The following is an 18704-nucleotide window of genomic DNA, read 5'->3' as shown; positions in this document are numbered from 1 at the left end:
TGTTACTCACCCGTCCGCCGCTCGATCCACAGGTGTCACCCCGAAGGGATCAACCTGCTTCACGCGCTCGACTTGCATGTATTAGGCATGCCGCCAGCGTTCGTCCTGAGCCAGGATCAAACTCTCCGAAGCACAGGGATGTGCAAGTGCCGACGTTGCGACAGGACGTCGCGACGTTAGTCGGCCTTCCTTAACACTTACCTGCGTAATTTCGAAGCGATTTGACTCGCTCTCATATAAACTATCAATTAAAATTGACAGGCGCTTTCTTTCATTCAGTTTTCAAAGGGCGATTAACTTGCTCTCTGCAAGCGACTTTTTAATAATAACAAGAAACACATTCAAAAGTCAATAACTTTTTTTATTGATTTCGTTGTCGTTTTTGTAATGCTTTGCGCTGTTTGTGTCAGCGACGAATAATAATATAACACCTTCCCCAAATTTGCGCAACCATACAATTGAATTTTTTTATTTAAAATATATAAAGTCTATTTCCACAGGTGGTAAAAGAGATAAAACGTGCACACACCAAACTCCTTCATTGCTTCTAAATGCCGTGCTGGGCCTCTCCTTTGGCTCTATTAAAGAGTAATGTTGATATTTTTTCTAACCCTCCCTATACCACGGTACGGGTACCTCCAGAGTTAACAATCACTTCTCTAAGTATTTTTTATTGTTCCGTCTTCACTTTGTATAGCTCTTAACTTGCCCACCACCATTAAAAAACTCCCAAGTTCTCAGACAGAGAACTTGGGAGAGAGCTTTATGCTTCCGTTTCACTATCGCGGCTCCGCATTTGTGGAAAGAGCAAGACGTCCCGGATAGAAGGGGAGTTCGTCAACAGCATTACTAACCGGTCAATTCCGATTCCTAAACCGCCGGTCGGAGGCATACCATATTCAAGCGACTCCAGAAAATCTTCATCCATCATATGAGCTTCGTCATCCCCTTGTTCTCGTTCAGCCACTTGAGCTTCAAAGCGCTCGCGTTGGTCAACAGGGTCGTTTAACTCTGTAAAGGCGTTGGCGTGTTCTCTTCCGACAATGAAAAGTTCAAAGCGGTCGGTATAACGCTCATCTTCTGTACTTTTCTTTGCTAGAGGGGAAATAGCCACTGGATGACCATATACGAAAGTAGGCTGGATTAAATGCTCTTCTACAAAGTGTTCGAAAAACTCATTAACCACATGGCCAAATGACATCGTTTCTTTTACCGGAACCTTATGTTCCTTAGCAAGCGCTCTTGCTTCTTCGTCCGACATTTCCTGCCAAAAGTCCACACCGGTGTATTCTTTGATGACATCCACCATATGGACCCGTTTCCACCCTTCAGAAAGATCCACTTCCAACTCTCCATACGTTAATGTGGTGGTTCCATTTACTTGTTTGGCCACATACGCAATTACATTTTCCGTTAACGTCATCATATCTTGATAATCCGCGTATGCTTCATACAATTCAATCATCGTGAATTCAGGGTTGTGGCGTGTGGATACCCCTTCATTTCGGAACACGCGGCCAATTTCATACACCTTTTCCATGCCACCCACAATTAAACGTTTTAAATGAAGCTCAATCGCAATGCGCATGTATAATTCCATATCTAAAGCGTTGTGGTGAGTAATAAACGGGCGCGCGGAGGCACCACCAGGAATGGAATGCATCATTGGTGTCTCCACTTCCAAATAGCCATTATCATCTAAGTAACGACGCATGGATTGTAAAATTTTACTGCGCATCACAAACGTTGCTCTTGTTTCCGGGTTAACAATAAGATCAAGATAACGTTGGCGGTAGCGTTGTTCCACATCTTTTAAGCCGTGGAATTTATCAGGAAGCGGACGCAGTGATTTGGAAAGCAGTTGAAATTCAGTTGCTTTCACCGACAATTCGCCGACTTTTGTTTTAAAAGCTACACCTGTTACTCCTACAATGTCACCGATATCTGCATTAGTGAATTGATCGTATTGTTCCTCACCTACAGTATCTTTCCGGACATAAATTTGAATTTGGCCACTTAAGTCCTGAATATGAGCAAATCCAGCTTTTCCTTTTCCGCGCTTCGTCATAATACGTCCGGCTAAGGTAGCTGGTGCTTCTTTTTCTTCTAATTCTTCTTTTGAGAATTCGTCAAAAGCCTCGTTCATTGTAGAGGCAGTGTGGGTACGGTCAAAACGTTGGCCGAATGGGTCATTTCCTTCCGCCTGCATCGTCTGCATTTTTTCGAGGCGTACTTTCATTTGGTCATTTAATTCTTGTTCTTGACTCATAAAAGGTCGCTTCCTCCCCTTTTCTCAAATTTGATTTTTTATTTCATCGGTTCAGGCTTGTCCAAAAGGGCATTTCACCGTGCCGCTTTCTAAGCTTCATCACCGCTTCATACGTCATAGCTTATATAGGCCCGTGGTCGTTCTTTTTGAAAATGTACATGAAAAAGCTGCCAGCCTCAAGCTGACAGCCCGGATTCTACTTTCGATTATAGAAAAAGCCAAGGTTGAAGTCAAACCACTCCGTTTATCCAACGCTTACACGTTCTGCTTCTTTCTGTTCCAACTCTTCAACATAGCCGTAAAGGGCGTCGGCTACCTCCTGTTGTGTGGTTAAATAATTGATCTGGTCTCGAACCCGGGAGTTGCGTTTAAGGCCTTTAAGGTACCACGCTGCGTGCTTGCGCATTTCCCGCACCGCTACGTCTTCTCCTTTTAAATCAATCAAGCGTTTCATATGAAGCATGCAAACGTCAATTTTTTCGCGCGGGGTTGGTTCGTGGCCTAGCTCACCTGTTTCGAGATACTCGACCGTACGGTAAAGCATCCATGGGTTACCCAATGCCGCTCGACCGATCATGACCCCGTCGACTCCAGTATCATCTAACATCTTCTTAGCATCTTGAGGGGTCTTTACATCGCCATTTCCAATAACCGGGATATTTACTGTCTCTTTTACTTGTTTAATGATATCCCAATCCGCTTCACCTTCATACATTTGGTAGCGGGTACGCCCGTGCACGGAAACAGCCTTCCCTCCAGCTGCTTCGACAGCCTGGGCATTTTCTACGGCATAAACGTGATCTTCATCCCAGCCTGTCCGCATTTTCACAGTAACGGGTTTATCAACCTTACTCACAGCTGCTGCAACCATTCGATAAATTTTATCAGGATCAAGCAGCCACTTTGCCCCAGCATCACATTTAGTCACTTTAGGCACCGGACAACCCATATTTATATCAATAATATCCGCATTTGTCTGTTGGTCTACGACTTGGGCCGCACCACTAAGGGTTTCTTCGGTCCCGCCGAATATTTGCAGACTTAGCGGTTTTTCTCGCTCATCTACATAAAGCATGCTCATTGACCTTTCATTTTCCTGCAAAATGGCTTTGTCACTTACCATCTCCGCACAGACCAGACCGGTGCCAAACTCCTTTGCAATCAAGCGAAATGCAGGATTACATACGCCTGCCATCGGCGCTAACACGACCCGGTTCTGCATCTCGATGCCATCTATATTTAACATCGGTGTTCCTCCTTCAAGCTTCACTCTTCGCCAAGCTCTTCTTTCGTAATACCAAGGACTCCAGCAATTTTCTCAAGTAACCACTCATCAGGATAACGTGTTCCACGTTCAATATCTCCAAGAATCGAAACAGCGACGCCGAGCTCTTTCGCTAATTCAATTTGTGTATAGCCTTTTAGCTTTCGGAACGCTCGAATTCGTCCGGACCACTTTGGCTCTTCCATTTAACCACCCCTTCCCTTTCCGCATCCGGTAGTTGCTGTAAGCATTCCATCACCGTTAGCTGAACTGAGGGGATAATCATGTGGGGAGCCATTTCGGCAAGCGGAACGAGAACAAATGCACGTTCTGTCATCCGGGGATGCGGGATACATAAGTCTTCACGTTCCATATTCTCTTGGTTGTAGAGCAGAATGTCAAGGTCTAGCGTGCGCGGCCCCCACCTCTTTTCACGTACTCGGTCTGCTTTTTCTTCAATATTCTGCGTAACGCTTAGTAAATCGGCCGCTTCTTTTGTTGTATTAATTTTTATTACCATATTTAAAAAGGAAGCTTGTTCGGTCACACCTACTGGCTTGGTTTCATAAATAGAAGAATGTATGATCTCCGAGGAAACTTCCTCGGTAGTTCGAAGCGCCTCTATCCCTTGGTGTAAATAGGACTCTCGGTCCCCAATATTGGAACCAAGAGCGATGTAAGCAACATTTGTCATTTTCGTTCCCTCGTGATTTCAATCGCTACTGATTCATAATGCCCCGGTATGGGGGGGTCTGGCTTGGTAACTTTTACAGTCAGCCGCTCCACAATTTGAAATTGAGCAAAAACTTCCGTAGAGATCGTTTCGGCAATCGTCTCTACTAAGTTAAATGTATTATTCTCAATAACCTCTTTTACAAGCTGATAACCGTCTGCATAATTTACGCTTTTTTCAAGATCATCATCAGTCGCTGATGGTTGTAAGTCCGCCTCGAGCACAAGATCGACGTAAAAGCGCTGGCCCATTTTGTTCTCTTCTGAAAACACGCCATGATAAGCATAAAATTCCATTTTGTTCAAATAAATTTTATCCATGCGTAACCATCTCTCCTTTGCCAAGCATGGCGTCCATCATTTTCGCGGTTCGGCTCATTTCTAAAACGTCGTGAACCCGAACAATGTGACAGCCACGTTCAATACCGAGACTTACTGTTGCCCCTGTCCCTTCTACTCGTTCATTTGCATTTAATTGCAGGGTTTTGGCGATGAGCGACTTGCGAGATGTACCAAGTAACACAGGGTAACCCATGCTCGTAATTTCATCGAGCCTGCGCATGACTTCGAGATTTTGCTCATACGTTTTCGCAAATCCAATCCCCGGGTCAAGAATGATTTGTTCATCCTTCACCCCTGCTTCATGACAAATACGAATACTTTCGTTCAGCTCTCGTTTAATATCGATCATGAGATCATAGTAATTCGTATTATCCCGGTTATGCATTAAAATAATCGGAGCTTGTGTTTCATAAGCTACCTTTGCCATGTCGGGGTCAGCTTTTGCTCCCCACACATCATTAATGATGGCAGCGCCTGCTTCAATAGCCTGTCTAGCCGTTTCTGCTTTGTACGTATCAATAGATAGTGGAACGCTTACCTGCGGAGCAATTCGTTCAATTACCGGGATAACCCGGTTTAGTTCTTCTTCTCCTGAGACTTTTTCGGCGCCCGGCCGGGTTGATTCTCCACCAACATCAATAATGTCCGCTCCGTTTCTCTCCATTTCTAATGCACGGTCTAGCGCACGGTCTACTTCAACGTACTTCCCGCCATCAGAAAACGAATCAGGGGTAGCATTTAATATTCCCATCACATATGTTTTTTCTGTGAAATTTATTTTTTTATTTCTCCATATCATTTGCATTACCCTTCTTTCCTGTAAGTTCCTTATATGAAGACAAATAGAAGCGGTGCCGCTTATATTCAGCCTGCAGTTCAGCAATAAGCGATGTTGCGGGAGACTCATATGAAATATCATCTACTGCAGAGAGCGGAACAATTTCTTGAATGCTGTTTGTTATAAATGCCATATCTGCGGCTTGTAGCTCTTCTTTACTAAAATAACCTTCATGCACCGGGATGTTTAGTTCGTTGGCAAGTCTTAAAATGTATTGCCTCGTAACGCCATTTAATATACCGGTGTTTATAGTTGGGGTGTAGAGCTCTCCATTCTTCACCCAAAATATATTAGAGACAATACCTTCTGCCACATGGCCTTCGTCTGTCAAGAAAATCCCTTCCACATCCGCTCTGTTTTTCAATTCTTTTTTGCCTAATATATTATTTAGAAAATGATGCGATTTTAAACGAATATCACCTTCAGGCGAATTCCGCCTCAGCGTTAAGGTAACTGCTTGTTTTTCAACCGGCATCGCTTTTTCCTGCAGGGGTTTAGTATAGATGATAGTCTGGGGGTCTGTGTAGCTCTCTACGGGCAAGCCGAGCGGGCCTTCGCCGGCCGAAACGTTGAAGCGCACATACGCATCAAGCCACTCATTCGCCTTGACTACCCGCTCAATCTCTTCATAGAAATACTGTTCTGTAATTTCAGTATCAATCCCAATTTCTTTTATTCCTTCGCTGAGGCGCTTTAAGTGGTCTTTATATAAAAATGGATAGCCCTTGTACACGCGCAGTGTCTCAAATACGCCTAGCCCGTACATGTACCCATGTTCAAAAGGGGAGAGACGGGCCTCTTCCGGCGCCATCAACTCCCCATTCATGCTTATATACATCTGTATTAAACCCCTTTTGCCAAGACATGCGTTTCCATAAAGTTGCGAAGAAGTGTTTTTCCTTCGCCGGTCATGATCGATTCAGGATGAAATTGCACGCCTTCTAACGGGTAATCTTTATGACGAATCCCCATCAGCTCCCCTTCGTCTGTCCACGAGGTTACCTCAAAACAGTCAGGCAGCGTTTCTTTTTTCACAATTAACGAATGATAACGCGTCGCTGTCAGCGGATTAGGCAAGTCTTTATACACGCCTTTTCCATCATGAAGAATAGCAGATGTTTTACCGTGCATTAAACGCTCGGCCCGCACGACGTCCCCGCCAAATACTTGCGCTATCGATTGGTGTCCTAAGCAAACGCCAAAAATCGGAATCTTGCCTGCAAAATGCCGGATTACCTCCATGCTGATCCCAGCTTCATCGGGTGAACACGGGCCTGGAGAGATCATAATCACCTCTGGCTTCAAGTCTTCGATTTCTTGTATGGTCACTTCATCATTGCGGTGTACAACCAGTTCTTCGCCCATCTCTCCTAAATACTGGACCAAGTTGTACGTGAATGAATCGTAATTATCAATCATTAAAATCATGTTGCTTCCTCCTCTACTCTACTAATCTTGCTTTCCTAAACTCTTCTTCACTCAACTGTTTGGCTTTCCAAAGAGCTTCGGCTTTTCTAAGGGATTCGTGGTATTCAGCCACCGGATCGGAGTCAATAACAATTCCCGCTCCTGCTTGCACGAACGCTTGCCCTTCTTTGGCCAGCATCGTACGGATCGTAATATTTAACTCCATATCGCCGTTAAAGCCAATCCAGCCAATCGAACCCGTATAAATGCCTCTTCTTACCGGCTCCAGTTCTTCGATGATCTCCATCGTGCGAATTTTCGGGGCCCCGGTAATTGTACCTCCAGGAAAAGTTGCTCTTATCATATCATACGCATCGACTTCACTGCCAAGAAAACCTTTTACATTCGATACAATATGCATAACATGAGAATATTTTTCAACGACCATTAGCTCGTCCACATGCACACTGCCATACGTACAGACCCGGCCTAAATCATTTCGTTCTAAATCTACGAGCATGACGTGCTCTGCTTTTTCTTTTTCATTTTCAAGCAGCTCATCGACTAGGCATTGATCTTCTTCATCATCTTTACCGCGCGGCCTTGTCCCTGCAATCGGGCGCGTGCTCGCTTCATTGCCGCGCTTTTTTATCAGAAGCTCCGGAGACCCACTGACGAGCTGGAAGTCCGGGGTATGCATATAACTCATATAAGGTGAAGGATTCAGCTCCCTCAGTTTCTCATAAATATGAAAAGGCGGCGTTCGCAGTGGCTTGGTCTGCCGAACCGAGACATTCACCTGAAACACATCTCCCTGCCGGATATAGTGTTGAATTTGCTGGACCGCCTCGGCAAATGAATCTTGGTCAAACGAAGGTTCCCATTTTTCTTCTTTTTCGACCATCGCTTCCCAGCACCAGCTGGTAAAAGGTTGCTGCCACACGCTCGTCCATTCATCTCGCCTTTCTTCTGCTTTCTTTTCTTCTTCACGTGTGCCGTGCACAATGATCCAAAGCTTTTGGGCCGCATGGTCATAGACAAAAACTTCGTCGAACACAAGAAAGTAAAGATCATCGGTCTCCAGATCATCACTTGCTTTCTCAGGGAGCTCTTCAATCTGGCGAATTAAATCATAACTGACGAAACCAAGTGCTCCGCCATGAAAGTCAGGGAGTTCTTCTATCCGTGCTGTCATAAATGGGGACATCCACTCTCTCATTAAGGTGAGCAAATCCCCCTTCAACACTTCCTCCCCACCTGCAGTGGTAACCTTTAAGGTCTGGTCTTTTCCTTGTAAGATGGCAAACGGCTTCAACCCCATGATGCTAAATTGACCTGCTCTTCCGCTTTCTAATAGCATATGATACGGTTCTACGCCGGCAAGGGTTTGGTAGGTATGAAACCATTCCTCTTCAGATAAAGAAATTGATGTATATTTTACGATCCGTTCTCCGCTCATATCAGGGAACGGCGCTAAGGCTGCACTCATTGAACGTTTCCTCCGTTCCATTTCGAAAAGTAACAGCTTTATTCTACCATTGTTTAAAAGGTGAGTGATAGCTATGACATCTTTCAGTTCTTGTATCCCTGCTCGTTCAAGGGGCCACATTGTGCTGATACTTGAGGTATCTAGCTTGCTGCATCTTCTCCCAAAAAGGGTTTATACGTTATTTTAAGCGTAGCCATTCATTAACAGCGGCCTCCTCCGTTCACTAAAACGAACTGAACCCCGGTCCAAATGCAGACCGGGGTTGTTAAAGTGGGTGTATGCAATAGCTTTTGTTCTACTTCATTATGCTTGGTCTTCTTCAAACTGATAAAGCGGCGTACTTAAGTAACGTTCACCGTTACTAGGTATAACAGCTACGACCGTTTTCCCTTTGCCTAACTCTTTTGCTTTATCAAGTGCTGTATAAATGGCTGCGCCTGAAGAAATCCCACCAAGAATTCCTTCTTCCCGGGCAGCCCGGCGTGCATATTCATAGGCTTCTTCTGTACCTACAGTCACTACTTCATCATAAATGTCCGTATCCAGAATGTCTGGCACAAATCCTGGCCCAATGCCCTGAATTTTATGAGGGCCTGGCTTCCCGCCGGATAAAACCGGAGCGTCTGCTGGTTCAATCGCAACATTTTTCAACGCAGGGTAATGCTCTTTTAAGAAAGCACCTGCGCCTGTAATTGTACCGCCCGTGCCAATTCCCGCTACGAAGGCATCAATTGGCCCGTCCAACTGCTCCAGCAGCTCCCGGCCTGTCGTTTCTCTATGCACCGTTGGGTTGGCCTCGTTTTCAAATTGTTGCGGCATAAAGTACCCGTTTTCATTCGCAAGCTCATTTGCTTTTCGAATCGCTCCGCCCATTCCTTCAGGTCCTGGCGTTAATACGAGTTCAGCACCATAAGCACGTAAGAGATTGCGTCGTTCTAAGCTCATCGTTTCCGGCATTACCAATATAGTATTATAGCCTTTGGCAGCTGCTACCATAGCTAAGCCAATTCCGGTGTTTCCACTGGTAGGTTCAATGATGGTATCTCCTGCTTTTAACGATCCATCTTTTTCTCCCGCTTCAATCATGGCTTTAGCAATACGGTCTTTTACACTGCTCCCAGGATTCATAAATTCAAGCTTCAAATAAACATCAGCATCATTTTCCCCAGGCAAGCGATTTAATTTAACGAGGGGCGTTTCTCCAATTAATTCTGTAATATTTTGAGCAACTTTCATAAAAAAGCCTCCCTTTAATCCTGAGTTAATAAGTAGGTTTAATCTATTTTAAGGGTAGCAATCTTTGGAAAGTTCGTCAAGCCTTCAGCATTAGTAGGAGTTTTGAGAGGGGCTTTCTACTGCCAACTCCTCTAGGTCCTGCTTGCTGAAGTTGTATACTTCATGACAAAATTGGCACTCTGTCTCTGCTCCCTCATCTTCTTCAATCATGGCGCGGAGTTCTTCTTCTCCCAACCCGATTAAAGCTTGGCTGATTCTTTCTCTCGAGCAATGGCATTCGAATGCCACTGGTGCCGTTTCGAGTATTTGATAATCATCTCCAAGCAGCAAATGAAGTACTTCCTCCGGTGTTTTACCCTTTTCAATTAATTTTGAAAGAGGTGGGAGGTGTTGGAGGTGCGTTTCGATTTGTTCAATTAGTGTATCTTCCGCTTCCGGCAGAACCTGCAAAATAAATCCGCCTGCTGCTAAAACTGTTTCATCCGGATTCACGAGAACGCCTAGTCCAACGGAAGAAGGGACTTGTTCTGAGGACGCAAAATAGTAAGTGAAATCATCCCCTATTTCCCCTGAAACAAGCGGCACATGGCCAGTAAATTGTTCTTGCATCCCCAGGTCTTTCACCACAGAAAGTGTGCCAGATGTTCCAACAGCACGAGCCACATCTAATTTCCCATGCTGATTCAAATCAAAATGAACGTTTGGATTATGAGTATATCCTCTGGTGTTGCCATTTGACTGACTGTCAACGACAATAGCCCCCATTGGGCCACCGCCTTCAATTTTAATAGTCAGCTTCTCCTCGCCTTTTAACATCGAGCCCATCATCGAACCTGCCGTTATCGCTCGTCCTAAAGCAGCAGCTGCTGTAGGCCAAGCCTGAGAACGTCGTACCGCTTCGTTAACCATATCTGTCGTGCGTGCAGCATAAGCCCGAACCTGTTTATTATAACCTAGCGCTTTTACCATATAGTCACTCATTGATTTCACCTTTTTCTTTAGTATGCTTCTATTTCCTCATCAGTTTAGATAGCGACGCCCTCATTTAGTTGAGGATCAACTTCAATTCCGAGCCATCTTTTCTTCTAAAAACGTTAGGTTCTCATTCTTTATTTCGGTCGTAAATAAGTTTTAAGCCTTTTAAAGTGAGCAGTGGATCTACAATATCAATAGAAGTTGCTTCTTTACCAATTAGGCGGGCCAAGCCTCCCGTAGCTAGAGCAGTTGGTGGTTGGTTGGCCTGGGTTTTCATACGATTTACTACTCCATCCACTTGGCCGACATAGCCATAATAAATCCCTGCTTGCATAGCGTGTACCGTATTTTTACCCACCACTGAATCGGGGGCGGTTATTTCTATCCGGGGCAGCTTGGAAGCTTCCGTATATAAGGCTTCCGTTGATATGGCAATGCCTGGGGCTATCGCACCGCCAATATATTGACCTTCTTCGTCAATATAACAAAACGTAGTCGCCGTCCCAAAGTCCACAATCACAAATGGCGGGTCATATTCGTTTAATGCCGCCACTGCATTGACAATTCGGTCAGCCCCGACATCACGCGGGCTATCATAACGTATGTTCAACCCCGTTTTGATTCCAGGACCAATAATCATAGGCTCCAGCTTAAAGTATTTTTTACACATGTGTTCAAGCGCAAACATAATAGGAGGAACGACAGAGGAAATAATGACGCCTTGAATATCTTCAAAGAAAAGACCTTCATTATTTAGCAGTGCTTTTACTACCATTCCGTATTCATCTTCTGTTTTTTCTTGATCTGTATTTATGCGCCAGTGATAAATAAGTTCATCTTGTTTATACACACCTAATACAATGTTTGTATTCCCTACATCAATTACCAGTACCATTCTATCTTTCATCCCCTCACACCAGCATTCCCCTCTATGGGTAAACTACTCACGCTCACATCTTCATATTAAAAAAGAGGGGTGCCCCGGCACCCCTCTCCTAGCATCGCTCTCTTTTACAAGAGGCAAGGACAAGAAACGTTTACGTCCGTTTGTCCGGATCGTTGTTATCTTCTTCATCCGAGCGCTCTTCATTTGAGGACGGTGAATCAGATTCCTCTTTCTTTTCATCCTCATCGGTTGTTGCATCTTCTGCTTCAGTACCATCCTCTTCGGGTTTTGACTGAATGTTTACTCGCACATCCTCGTCATCATCCCCATTTGCATCTGAACGTTTTGTTTTATCAATCGCATCTTGCTGACTTGCATTCGAATGATGGCCTTCCGGCAACTTGCCATCGTCAACGAGCGATTTAATTTGTTCAGCGTCTAAGGTTTCAATTTCAAGCAGCTTTTCTGCCACTAATTCAAGTTTATCTTTATGCTCTGTCAAAATCTCTTTACAGCGTTCATAACACTCTTTAATAATACGCTGGATCTCTGTATCAATCTCATGAGCAATGGCGTCACTGTAATTCTGGTCATTTTGAATGTCGCGGCCAAGGAAAACCTGTCCGCCAGAGCCAGAGCCGAACTGAAGCGGTCCAAGCTTTTCACTCATTCCGTATTCAGTTACCATTTTGCGCGCAATGTTCGTTGCACGCTGGAAGTCGTTATGAGCCCCGGTGCTCACTTCATCAAACATGACTTCCTCAGCTACACGTCCGCCCAAGAGACCAACAATTTTATCAAGAAGTTCTGGCTTGGTCATAAAGTAGCGGTCTTCTTTCGGAAGCATCACAGCGTAACCGCCGGCTTGTCCGCGTGGGACAATTGTTACTTTGTGCACCATATCGGCATTCCGAAGTTTCACACCGACCACCGTATGCCCTGCTTCATGGTGAGCAACGATGTTCTTTTCTTTTTCGGAAATAACCCGGCTCTTTTTGGCAGGACCTGCTACAACACGGTCAATGGCCTCTTCAACATGCACCATGTGGATTTCAGTGCTATCTGCACGCGCCGCAACGAGAGCCGCTTCATTTAAGAGGTTTTCCAAATCTGCCCCGGAGAAACCAGGTGTACGCTGCGCTACCGATTGTAGATTGACATCATCTGCAAGCGGCTTGTTTTTCGCATGGACACCAAGCACCTGCTCACGACCGTTCACATCTGGAAGCCCGACTGTAATCTGTCGGTCAAAACGACCAGGACGCAACAAGGCTGGGTCTAGCACATCAGAGCGGTTTGTTGCAGCAATAATGATAATACCTTCATTTGCTCCAAATCCATCCATCTCAACAAGCAGCTGGTTCAATGTCTGCTCTCGTTCATCATGGCCTCCACCTACACCAGCTCCACGCTGACGTCCGACGGCATCAATTTCGTCAATAAAGATAATACATGGCGCGTTTTTCTTCGCATTTTCAAACAAATCACGAACACGCGAAGCCCCGACACCTACAAACATTTCGACGAAGTCCGAACCACTGATGGAGAAGAAAGGAACCCCTGCTTCACCAGCTACAGCTCGTCCGAGAAGTGTTTTACCCGTTCCCGGCGGTCCGACTAACAGCACCCCTTTTGGAATGCGGGCACCGATGCTGGCAAATTTACGAGGGTCTTTTAAGAATTCGACAACTTCAACGAGCTCTTGCTTCTCTTCATCAGCCCCTGCCACGTCTTTAAAGCGTGCTTTCTTCTTATCTTCCTGATACATCTTCGCTTTGCTTTTGCCAAAGTTCATGACTTTGCTTCCGCCGCCTTGAGCCTGGCTCAACAAGAAGAAGAACAAAATGAAGATAATAATAAATGGAATGATCGAAGTGAAAAAAGTAACCCAGCCGCCGGTTTCATCGGCCGGCTCTGTGTATATCTCTAAAGGTGCTCCGTCCGGCCCTTCAGCATTTTGGATCATATTCGTTGTTTCCTCTGATATCAGGATATGAGTCTCAAACGTATCATCCTCATCCTGAGCATCAACGGTTTGACCTTCGATTAAGTACGTTTCACGTTCCCATTTAACTTCCATGGCAGCAATTTCATTCTGCTCTAACATCTCAAAAAATTCATCAGAGCTAACAGGGTCAGCCTCTGTTGTATCTCCACTAAAGAAACTTACAATCCCGATAATCACGAGAAAAATGAGTAAATAAAAAACAGTGTTACGAAATATTCGGTTCATTCCTGACCTCCTCCCGCAGGCAATCACAGCTTAAATTATAGTACCATATATTCATTTGCGCCTACAATCATGAACCCTTATAAATTTCCGGTTTCAAAATCCCGATATAAGGGAGGTTCCGGTAACGTTCTGCATAATCTAATCCATAACCTACAACAAATTCATCTGGAACTGTGAAACCTACAGTATCTGGGACGAGATCTACACTTCTTCCTTCGGGCTTATCCAACAGTGTGACGATTTTCACAGAGTTTGCTTGCCGGTGATGAAATAAGCTGACAAGATAGCTTAACGTAAGCCCACTGTCTATAATATCTTCCACAATCAGGATATCCCGGTCTTGAACAGAAGTGTCCAAGTCTTTTACAATTTTCACTTCCCCTGAACTGACTGTTCCCGCTCCATAGCTGGATACATCCATAAAATCAAGTTCTACATGGGTTTCAATCCGCCGGGTTAAGTCTGCCATAAAAGGCATGGCCCCTTTTAAGACACCAATAACCAATGGGAATCTTCCTTCATACTCTTGGGTTATGCTGGCCCCCAATTCTTTTGTTTTGTTTAAAATTTCTTCCTCAGAAATAAGTATACTCTCAATTTCATCGTGCATGCTTTACGTGCCCCCTGTAAGTCATTTAACTCATTAAAAGCCTTCTTATTCGCAACATATCTTACCATGTTTCGCCTAAAATCGCATCATTTTCACTAAGACTCCATAGAAGTGAACGAACAAACTAGATAAGGTGGTGGCTCCTGTTCTAGATTAGCCCATTCTGACTGTTTTAATAAGGGCAACCATAAGATATTATCATTCGCGTCTGTTACAACAGGCCACTTTTGCCGCAAATGCTTATCCACTTTCTCGTCAATGAAGATGCGTGAGAGCTTCTGCCGTTTTCCTTTCATTCCAAATGGTTGGATCCTGTCCCCGGCATGTTTCGTTCGAACTTTGAGAGGTAGCGTTACCCAATGCAGGGGAACAACCAAACATTCTTCACAGCTAGAAGCATTGGGGATGGAATTTTCAATTCTGGCTGTCAAAAACCCTAGCTCTGTTTCCACCGAGCCTGGTACTGGAAGCCTCTTTTCCTCTTCAGTCTCCTCAGCGTCTCCCACCTTCTTCACAGAAAGATATAGCATATCATAGGAGCGCCAGGCCCTCCCCATAACAGGTAAGTCAATTGCCTTTGAAGGATGATCAGAATAAAGGAGTTCCATACAAGCCGATATATGTACATCTAAAACAGGTTCTTTTAATGAACTATACAGATAGTTCAATACTAGATGAAACCCATAGCGTTGTAAAGGAATCGGCCATTTCTTAAACGTTGAAATAGAGATCTCAGCTTCTTCCGACCTAGAAAAGGTCACCGTTTCATCAATACATTTTCTCGCTTCTTGAAACATAAAGGCTCGGTCCTCTTCTAGTCTCTCTACTTGAGCTTGAAAATGAAGGTGGGCACTTGGGTTTTCTTCTAGTAAATACGGAATGACATATTTCCTGAACCGGTTTCGAGTGTAAGCCTCACTTTGATTAGATGGGTCATCCAAGTAGGGGACGTTCTGACTTTGCTGATAGTCTATCAATTCCTTTTTTCCTACAGAAAGAAATGGACGAACCACCCGCCCTTTCCCTATTTCTCTTTTAACGGGAATGCCTGGTGCTCCTCCAAGCCATGTTCCCCTAACTTGCTGCATTAAAACTGTTTCCATTTGATCATCTGCATGATGGGCAGTAACAACTGCGACAGCCTGAGTTTCTTCCAATGCCTTCTGATAAGCTTCATAGCGAAGATTCCGGGCCGCTGTTTGGGTCGATGACTTTCCCTCCAACTTAGCAAACGGAACATCAACCTGTTTTGCGATAAAAGGAACATGAAGCTTCTCGCAGGCTTCTTGAACCAAAAGTTTCTCGTTTTCAGCATCTTCAGGACGTAAACTGTGATCAATATGCAGACACGTCAACTGCATCTTATCTAGTGCTCTTAAGTCCGCTAGCAAATAGAGAAGAACCATCGAATCAATTCCACCAGACACTGCTGCAATCAAGTGATCCCCCTGCTCCCAAAGCTGATGGCGTTTTACAAACTTACGAACGGTTTGTTTCATAGCGCTGCGCCACTCCTCTGCGTATGGAGAAAATTGAAAGGGCAAATACCATCCCGGCAGCAATTGCCCCTGCCTGGAGAATAGTCTCAATGCCGCGTTCTAATCCATTTAAATAATCTTCTTCTACAAAGGCAAGCATGGTTGAATAGGCTCGTCCACCCGGAACAAGCGGGATGACCCCCGGTATGGCAAATGTAGTGACCGGAACATGGAGGAAGCGAGCTAATAAATGGCTGAGAAACGCAGCAATAAAGGCAGCGCTGGCAGCCGCAAACACTGGAATAACCCCAAGGATGGGGAGAAATGAATACGAATACCAGCTGGCAATTCCTATACAGCCACCAATCCACACGAGGCGTGCAGGTACGTTAAAAATGACGGCAAATGATGCCGTTGCAATAAAACAGAGGATGATTTCAAGCCACATCTTTTTTTGCCCCCGTCACGTTAAAAATAAAGATAGCGCTAAAGCTACACCTGCAGCGATAGACAAGGAAGTTATTGCTGCTTCTGCTCCGCGCGAGACACCGGCCACCAGGTCGCCCGACATTAAATCTCGAACTGAGTTTGTAATTGGGATACCTGGCACTAGCGGAATCATTGAACCGATAATGACCTGATCAATATTAGTGCCAATACCAATATGAACAAGGAGCAAGGCGGTTACTCCTCCTAAAAAAGCAGCCAAAAACTCAGAGAAGAACTTCCCCTGAATATAACGCTGCAGGAACACAAGACTGAGGATCGTTATAAGACCGCCGATAAACGCAGGGCCCATATCCACAACCGACCCACCCATTAAATAAGAAAAAGCCGCCCCAGCCACCCCTGAAGCTAAGTAAATAAACCAGATAGGGTAATTCATGGGAGCTTCCGAGATTTCAATGAGGCGTTTTTTTGCATCTACAAGTGATACATCCCCCCACACAAACTCCCGAGAAACCTGGTTGACTTCTGTTACTTTATTTAAGTCCTGAAAACGCTGGTCGACACGAATCATCTGCATTAAGTCTTCTTCTTGTTCGGTCTGGCAAGAAAAGAAAATACCTGTTGTCGTCACGAATGTATGGACATTTTTCATCCCAGCAGCCTCACCCATACGCTGCATCGTATCTTCAACTCGGTATGTTTCCGCACCGTATTTTATCATGAGTTTTCCAGCAAAAAGACACACTTCAATCGCTTTCTCAGTCTTTCCCATCTTGTGTCCCCCAGTTTCTGTGAACCTCTACATCAATTGTCCCACCCAGTATAGAACAGAAGCAAGAATGATAAAAGAGGCGGCTAGCATCGCATCCCAAACGTTCCCCCTTTTACCTTCTGTTTTCTTAAACTGTTTTCCTTGTTTCATACGATTCTTTGTGGAGGAAGAAAATCGTTTTTTAGAATCTGTTTCCGAAATGATTTCCATCATATCTTTTTTCATCAGTTGAGCATCAGTATACCGCCCAAGCAGTGCTGTTCGAAGCACTTTCCGGTAAGGGCGCAGCCAGGTGTGTGCTTCAATACGTTCAGTTAAAATCTCCAGGCCTTCTGCTTGGCCTTTTTCAAAGCGGTGGGGATAAGCTATATTAATCATTACCATTGCTACAGAAAATAAATCATAAGAAGGCTCTGCTTTACGATCTCCTAATCCCCAATATCCTCTATCAAAAAACTCCGTATATTCTTTAATCGACCTTCCCATAAGAGTGGTTCCGCCTACATCAAACCATCGCACTCGGGGGGGAGAGCTAGTGATGAGCAAATTGTCCGGCTTCAAGTCGCCAAACACCCAACTAGCTTGATGAAGGCGATCCAAATCACCTAATAGCTGGACAATGAAAATAGAACCCCACTCTTTTCCATACTTATTAATATGGGAAAAAAATGGTGCCCCGCGGATATATTCCATTGTATAAAAAGCAAATGATTCATCTCCAATTTTCAGATCATCCGTTTCGATAAGAGAAGGTCCAAGTTTCACATCTTGGACCTTGGAAAACCGTTGTAATACATTCACTTCGGATGTAATCGAAGGGTTTTCATGACCGATTTTAAGCGCAAGAGGCCCTCTTTCACTCTCTACTAAAAACACCGTTCCAGTCGCACCTTGTCCAAGTTTTTTTATGACACGGTACGTCTGTCCATGCCACTTCCCGGTTAATTTTGTACCAGGTATAAGCTCAGGAGCTTGCCTCTTCAACGTCTTCACCACCAGAAGATTCAGATAATAATTGGCGTCGTTGTTTGCGCTTGGTCATTTGATTTAAAGCAGCTTTTAAAGCAGGACCAGTAGGCGTCACACCACTGGGGGTCATTTTTCGGAAAACATTCGTTAAGGAATCAAGTTTTGGGGTCCAGTTTAACAACTGGTCTATTTCTTTTCGTTTGCCCGGAAAACCAGAAAGGGTAAATAGATTTCCACCTTCCCTAGATTGCAAGCTGATCGATAAATCACGCAACGCTTCCTGAACAGATTGAAGTTTCGTTTTCATGCTGGCACTTGTGTCCACGAGAATAAACAATTCGAGCTGAACAGACTCTCCTAAATCATCTACAACTTCCAACACTTCTCCACGTTGGTCGGGGGGAAGGTCTTCCCATTCGGATTGTTCACCTAATATCCCTTGCAACTCTTTGTTAACTACACCTTGCAAGGTTTGTGTCATTGCCTGGCGTGTAACCATCTGTACCGTTTGGGCAAGCTGTTTTGTATACACGACTTGGCTTATACCGCCGCCAGCAAGGGCTATTTGTTCAACCTCTCTTTCCCCTTCCTGGCTCATTGAACCTTGATCTAAAATGCCAATGACATTTACAGTAATACCTTCTTCATGTGCTAATGAAGCAACCATAGAAGGATCTTCGCCATGATTGGAACAGCCATCAGTGATTAATAAAATTTGCCTCAGAGTCGCTACACTCATATAAATTCCCTCCAA

General features: G+C 44.6%; 19 protein-coding genes and 1 rRNA gene. All 20 read right to left on the bottom strand.

The features are described 5' to 3' along the window. A 16S ribosomal RNA gene (locus D469_RS0117885) occupies positions 1 to 132 on the bottom strand; the annotation flags it as partial. Positions 133 to 763: 631 nt separating this feature from the next. Beyond that, positions 764 to 2269 (bottom strand): lysine--tRNA ligase, encoded by a 1506-nt coding sequence (lysS, locus tag D469_RS0117880; protein WP_018924758.1) that lies wholly within the window; start codon positions 2267 to 2269, stop codon positions 764 to 766. Between the two features lie 244 nt (positions 2270 to 2513). Continuing rightward, positions 2514 to 3515, bottom strand: coding sequence for a tRNA dihydrouridine synthase DusB (dusB, locus tag D469_RS0117875; protein ID WP_018924757.1), 1002 nt, complete (start codon positions 3513 to 3515; stop codon positions 2514 to 2516). 20 nt (positions 3516 to 3535) lie between these two features. Further along, entirely contained in the window at positions 3536 to 3739 is a 204-nt protein-coding gene (locus D469_RS0117870; protein WP_018924756.1) for a helix-turn-helix domain-containing protein, read from the bottom strand. After that, positions 3691 to 4227: a 2-amino-4-hydroxy-6-hydroxymethyldihydropteridine diphosphokinase gene (folK, locus tag D469_RS0117865; protein ID WP_018924755.1), complete on the bottom strand. Its 537-nt coding sequence runs from the start codon at positions 4225 to 4227 to the stop codon at positions 3691 to 3693. The genes D469_RS0117870 and folK overlap by 49 nt, the downstream gene beginning before the upstream one ends. Beyond that, entirely contained in the window at positions 4224 to 4586 is a 363-nt protein-coding gene (gene folB, locus D469_RS0117860; RefSeq protein WP_018924754.1) for a dihydroneopterin aldolase, read from the bottom strand. The genes folK and folB overlap by 4 nt, the downstream gene beginning before the upstream one ends. After that, positions 4579 to 5412: a dihydropteroate synthase gene (folP, locus tag D469_RS0117855; RefSeq protein ID WP_018924753.1), complete on the bottom strand. Its 834-nt coding sequence runs from the start codon at positions 5410 to 5412 to the stop codon at positions 4579 to 4581. The genes folB and folP overlap by 8 nt, the downstream gene beginning before the upstream one ends. After that, the gene (gene pabC, locus D469_RS0117850) at positions 5390 to 6283 is read right to left on the bottom strand and encodes an aminodeoxychorismate lyase (protein WP_018924752.1); all 894 of its coding nucleotides are present in this window, start codon (positions 6281 to 6283) and stop codon (positions 5390 to 5392) included. Before pabC ends, folP begins: the two co-directional genes overlap by 23 nt. Before the next feature lie 5 nt (positions 6284 to 6288). Continuing rightward, positions 6289 to 6873, bottom strand: coding sequence for an aminodeoxychorismate/anthranilate synthase component II (gene pabA / locus D469_RS0117845; protein WP_018924751.1), 585 nt, complete (start codon positions 6871 to 6873; stop codon positions 6289 to 6291). A 13-nt stretch (positions 6874 to 6886) separates the two neighbouring features. Further along, positions 6887 to 8341 carry an anthranilate synthase component I family protein gene (locus tag D469_RS0117840; RefSeq protein ID WP_018924750.1) on the bottom strand — a complete coding sequence of 485 codons (1455 nt, stop codon included), beginning with the start codon at positions 8339 to 8341 and terminating at the stop codon, positions 6887 to 6889. 303 nt (positions 8342 to 8644) lie between these two features. Beyond that, a complete protein-coding gene (gene cysK / locus D469_RS0117835) occupies positions 8645 to 9577 on the bottom strand; it encodes a cysteine synthase A (RefSeq protein ID WP_018924749.1) in 933 nt (310 codons plus the stop codon). 90 nt (positions 9578 to 9667) lie between these two features. Continuing rightward, complete coding sequence (gene hslO, locus D469_RS0117830; RefSeq protein ID WP_018924748.1) at positions 9668 to 10558, bottom strand: Hsp33 family molecular chaperone HslO; 891 nt, start codon at positions 10556 to 10558, stop codon at positions 9668 to 9670. Positions 10559 to 10679: 121 nt separating this feature from the next. Continuing rightward, a complete protein-coding gene (locus D469_RS0117825) occupies positions 10680 to 11447 on the bottom strand; it encodes a type III pantothenate kinase (RefSeq protein WP_018924747.1) in 768 nt (255 codons plus the stop codon). 142 nt (positions 11448 to 11589) lie between these two features. Further along, complete coding sequence (ftsH, locus tag D469_RS0117820) at positions 11590 to 13671, bottom strand: ATP-dependent zinc metalloprotease FtsH (RefSeq protein ID WP_018924746.1); 2082 nt, start codon at positions 13669 to 13671, stop codon at positions 11590 to 11592. A gap of 67 nt (positions 13672 to 13738) precedes the next feature. Then, entirely contained in the window at positions 13739 to 14281 is a 543-nt protein-coding gene (gene hpt, locus D469_RS0117815) for a hypoxanthine phosphoribosyltransferase (RefSeq protein ID WP_018924745.1), read from the bottom strand. Between the two features lie 95 nt (positions 14282 to 14376). After that, a complete protein-coding gene (gene tilS / locus D469_RS0117810) occupies positions 14377 to 15780 on the bottom strand; it encodes a tRNA lysidine(34) synthetase TilS (RefSeq protein WP_018924744.1) in 1404 nt (467 codons plus the stop codon). After that, positions 15761 to 16207 (bottom strand): threonine/serine exporter family protein, encoded by a 447-nt coding sequence (locus D469_RS0117805; protein WP_018924743.1) that lies wholly within the window; start codon positions 16205 to 16207, stop codon positions 15761 to 15763. Before D469_RS0117805 ends, tilS begins: the two co-directional genes overlap by 20 nt. 15 nt (positions 16208 to 16222) lie before the next feature. Then, positions 16223 to 16981: a threonine/serine exporter family protein gene (locus tag D469_RS0117800; RefSeq protein WP_018924742.1), complete on the bottom strand. Its 759-nt coding sequence runs from the start codon at positions 16979 to 16981 to the stop codon at positions 16223 to 16225. Between the two features lie 27 nt (positions 16982 to 17008). Next, entirely contained in the window at positions 17009 to 17974 is a 966-nt protein-coding gene (locus D469_RS0117795) for a protein kinase domain-containing protein (RefSeq protein WP_338053740.1), read from the bottom strand. Next, on the bottom strand, positions 17946 to 18689 hold the full coding sequence (locus D469_RS0117790; protein ID WP_018924740.1) for a vWA domain-containing protein: 744 nt from the start codon (positions 18687 to 18689) through the stop codon (positions 17946 to 17948). The genes D469_RS0117795 and D469_RS0117790 overlap by 29 nt, the downstream gene beginning before the upstream one ends. Positions 18690 to 18704: the final 15 nt, after the last annotated feature.

Origin of the sequence: Salsuginibacillus kocurii DSM 18087 (genome assembly GCF_000377705.1) — a bacterium.
In the GTDB taxonomy this organism is placed as follows: domain Bacteria; phylum Bacillota; class Bacilli; order Bacillales; family Marinococcaceae; genus Salsuginibacillus; species Salsuginibacillus kocurii.
This window is presented reverse-complemented; position numbering and strand designations above follow the sequence as displayed.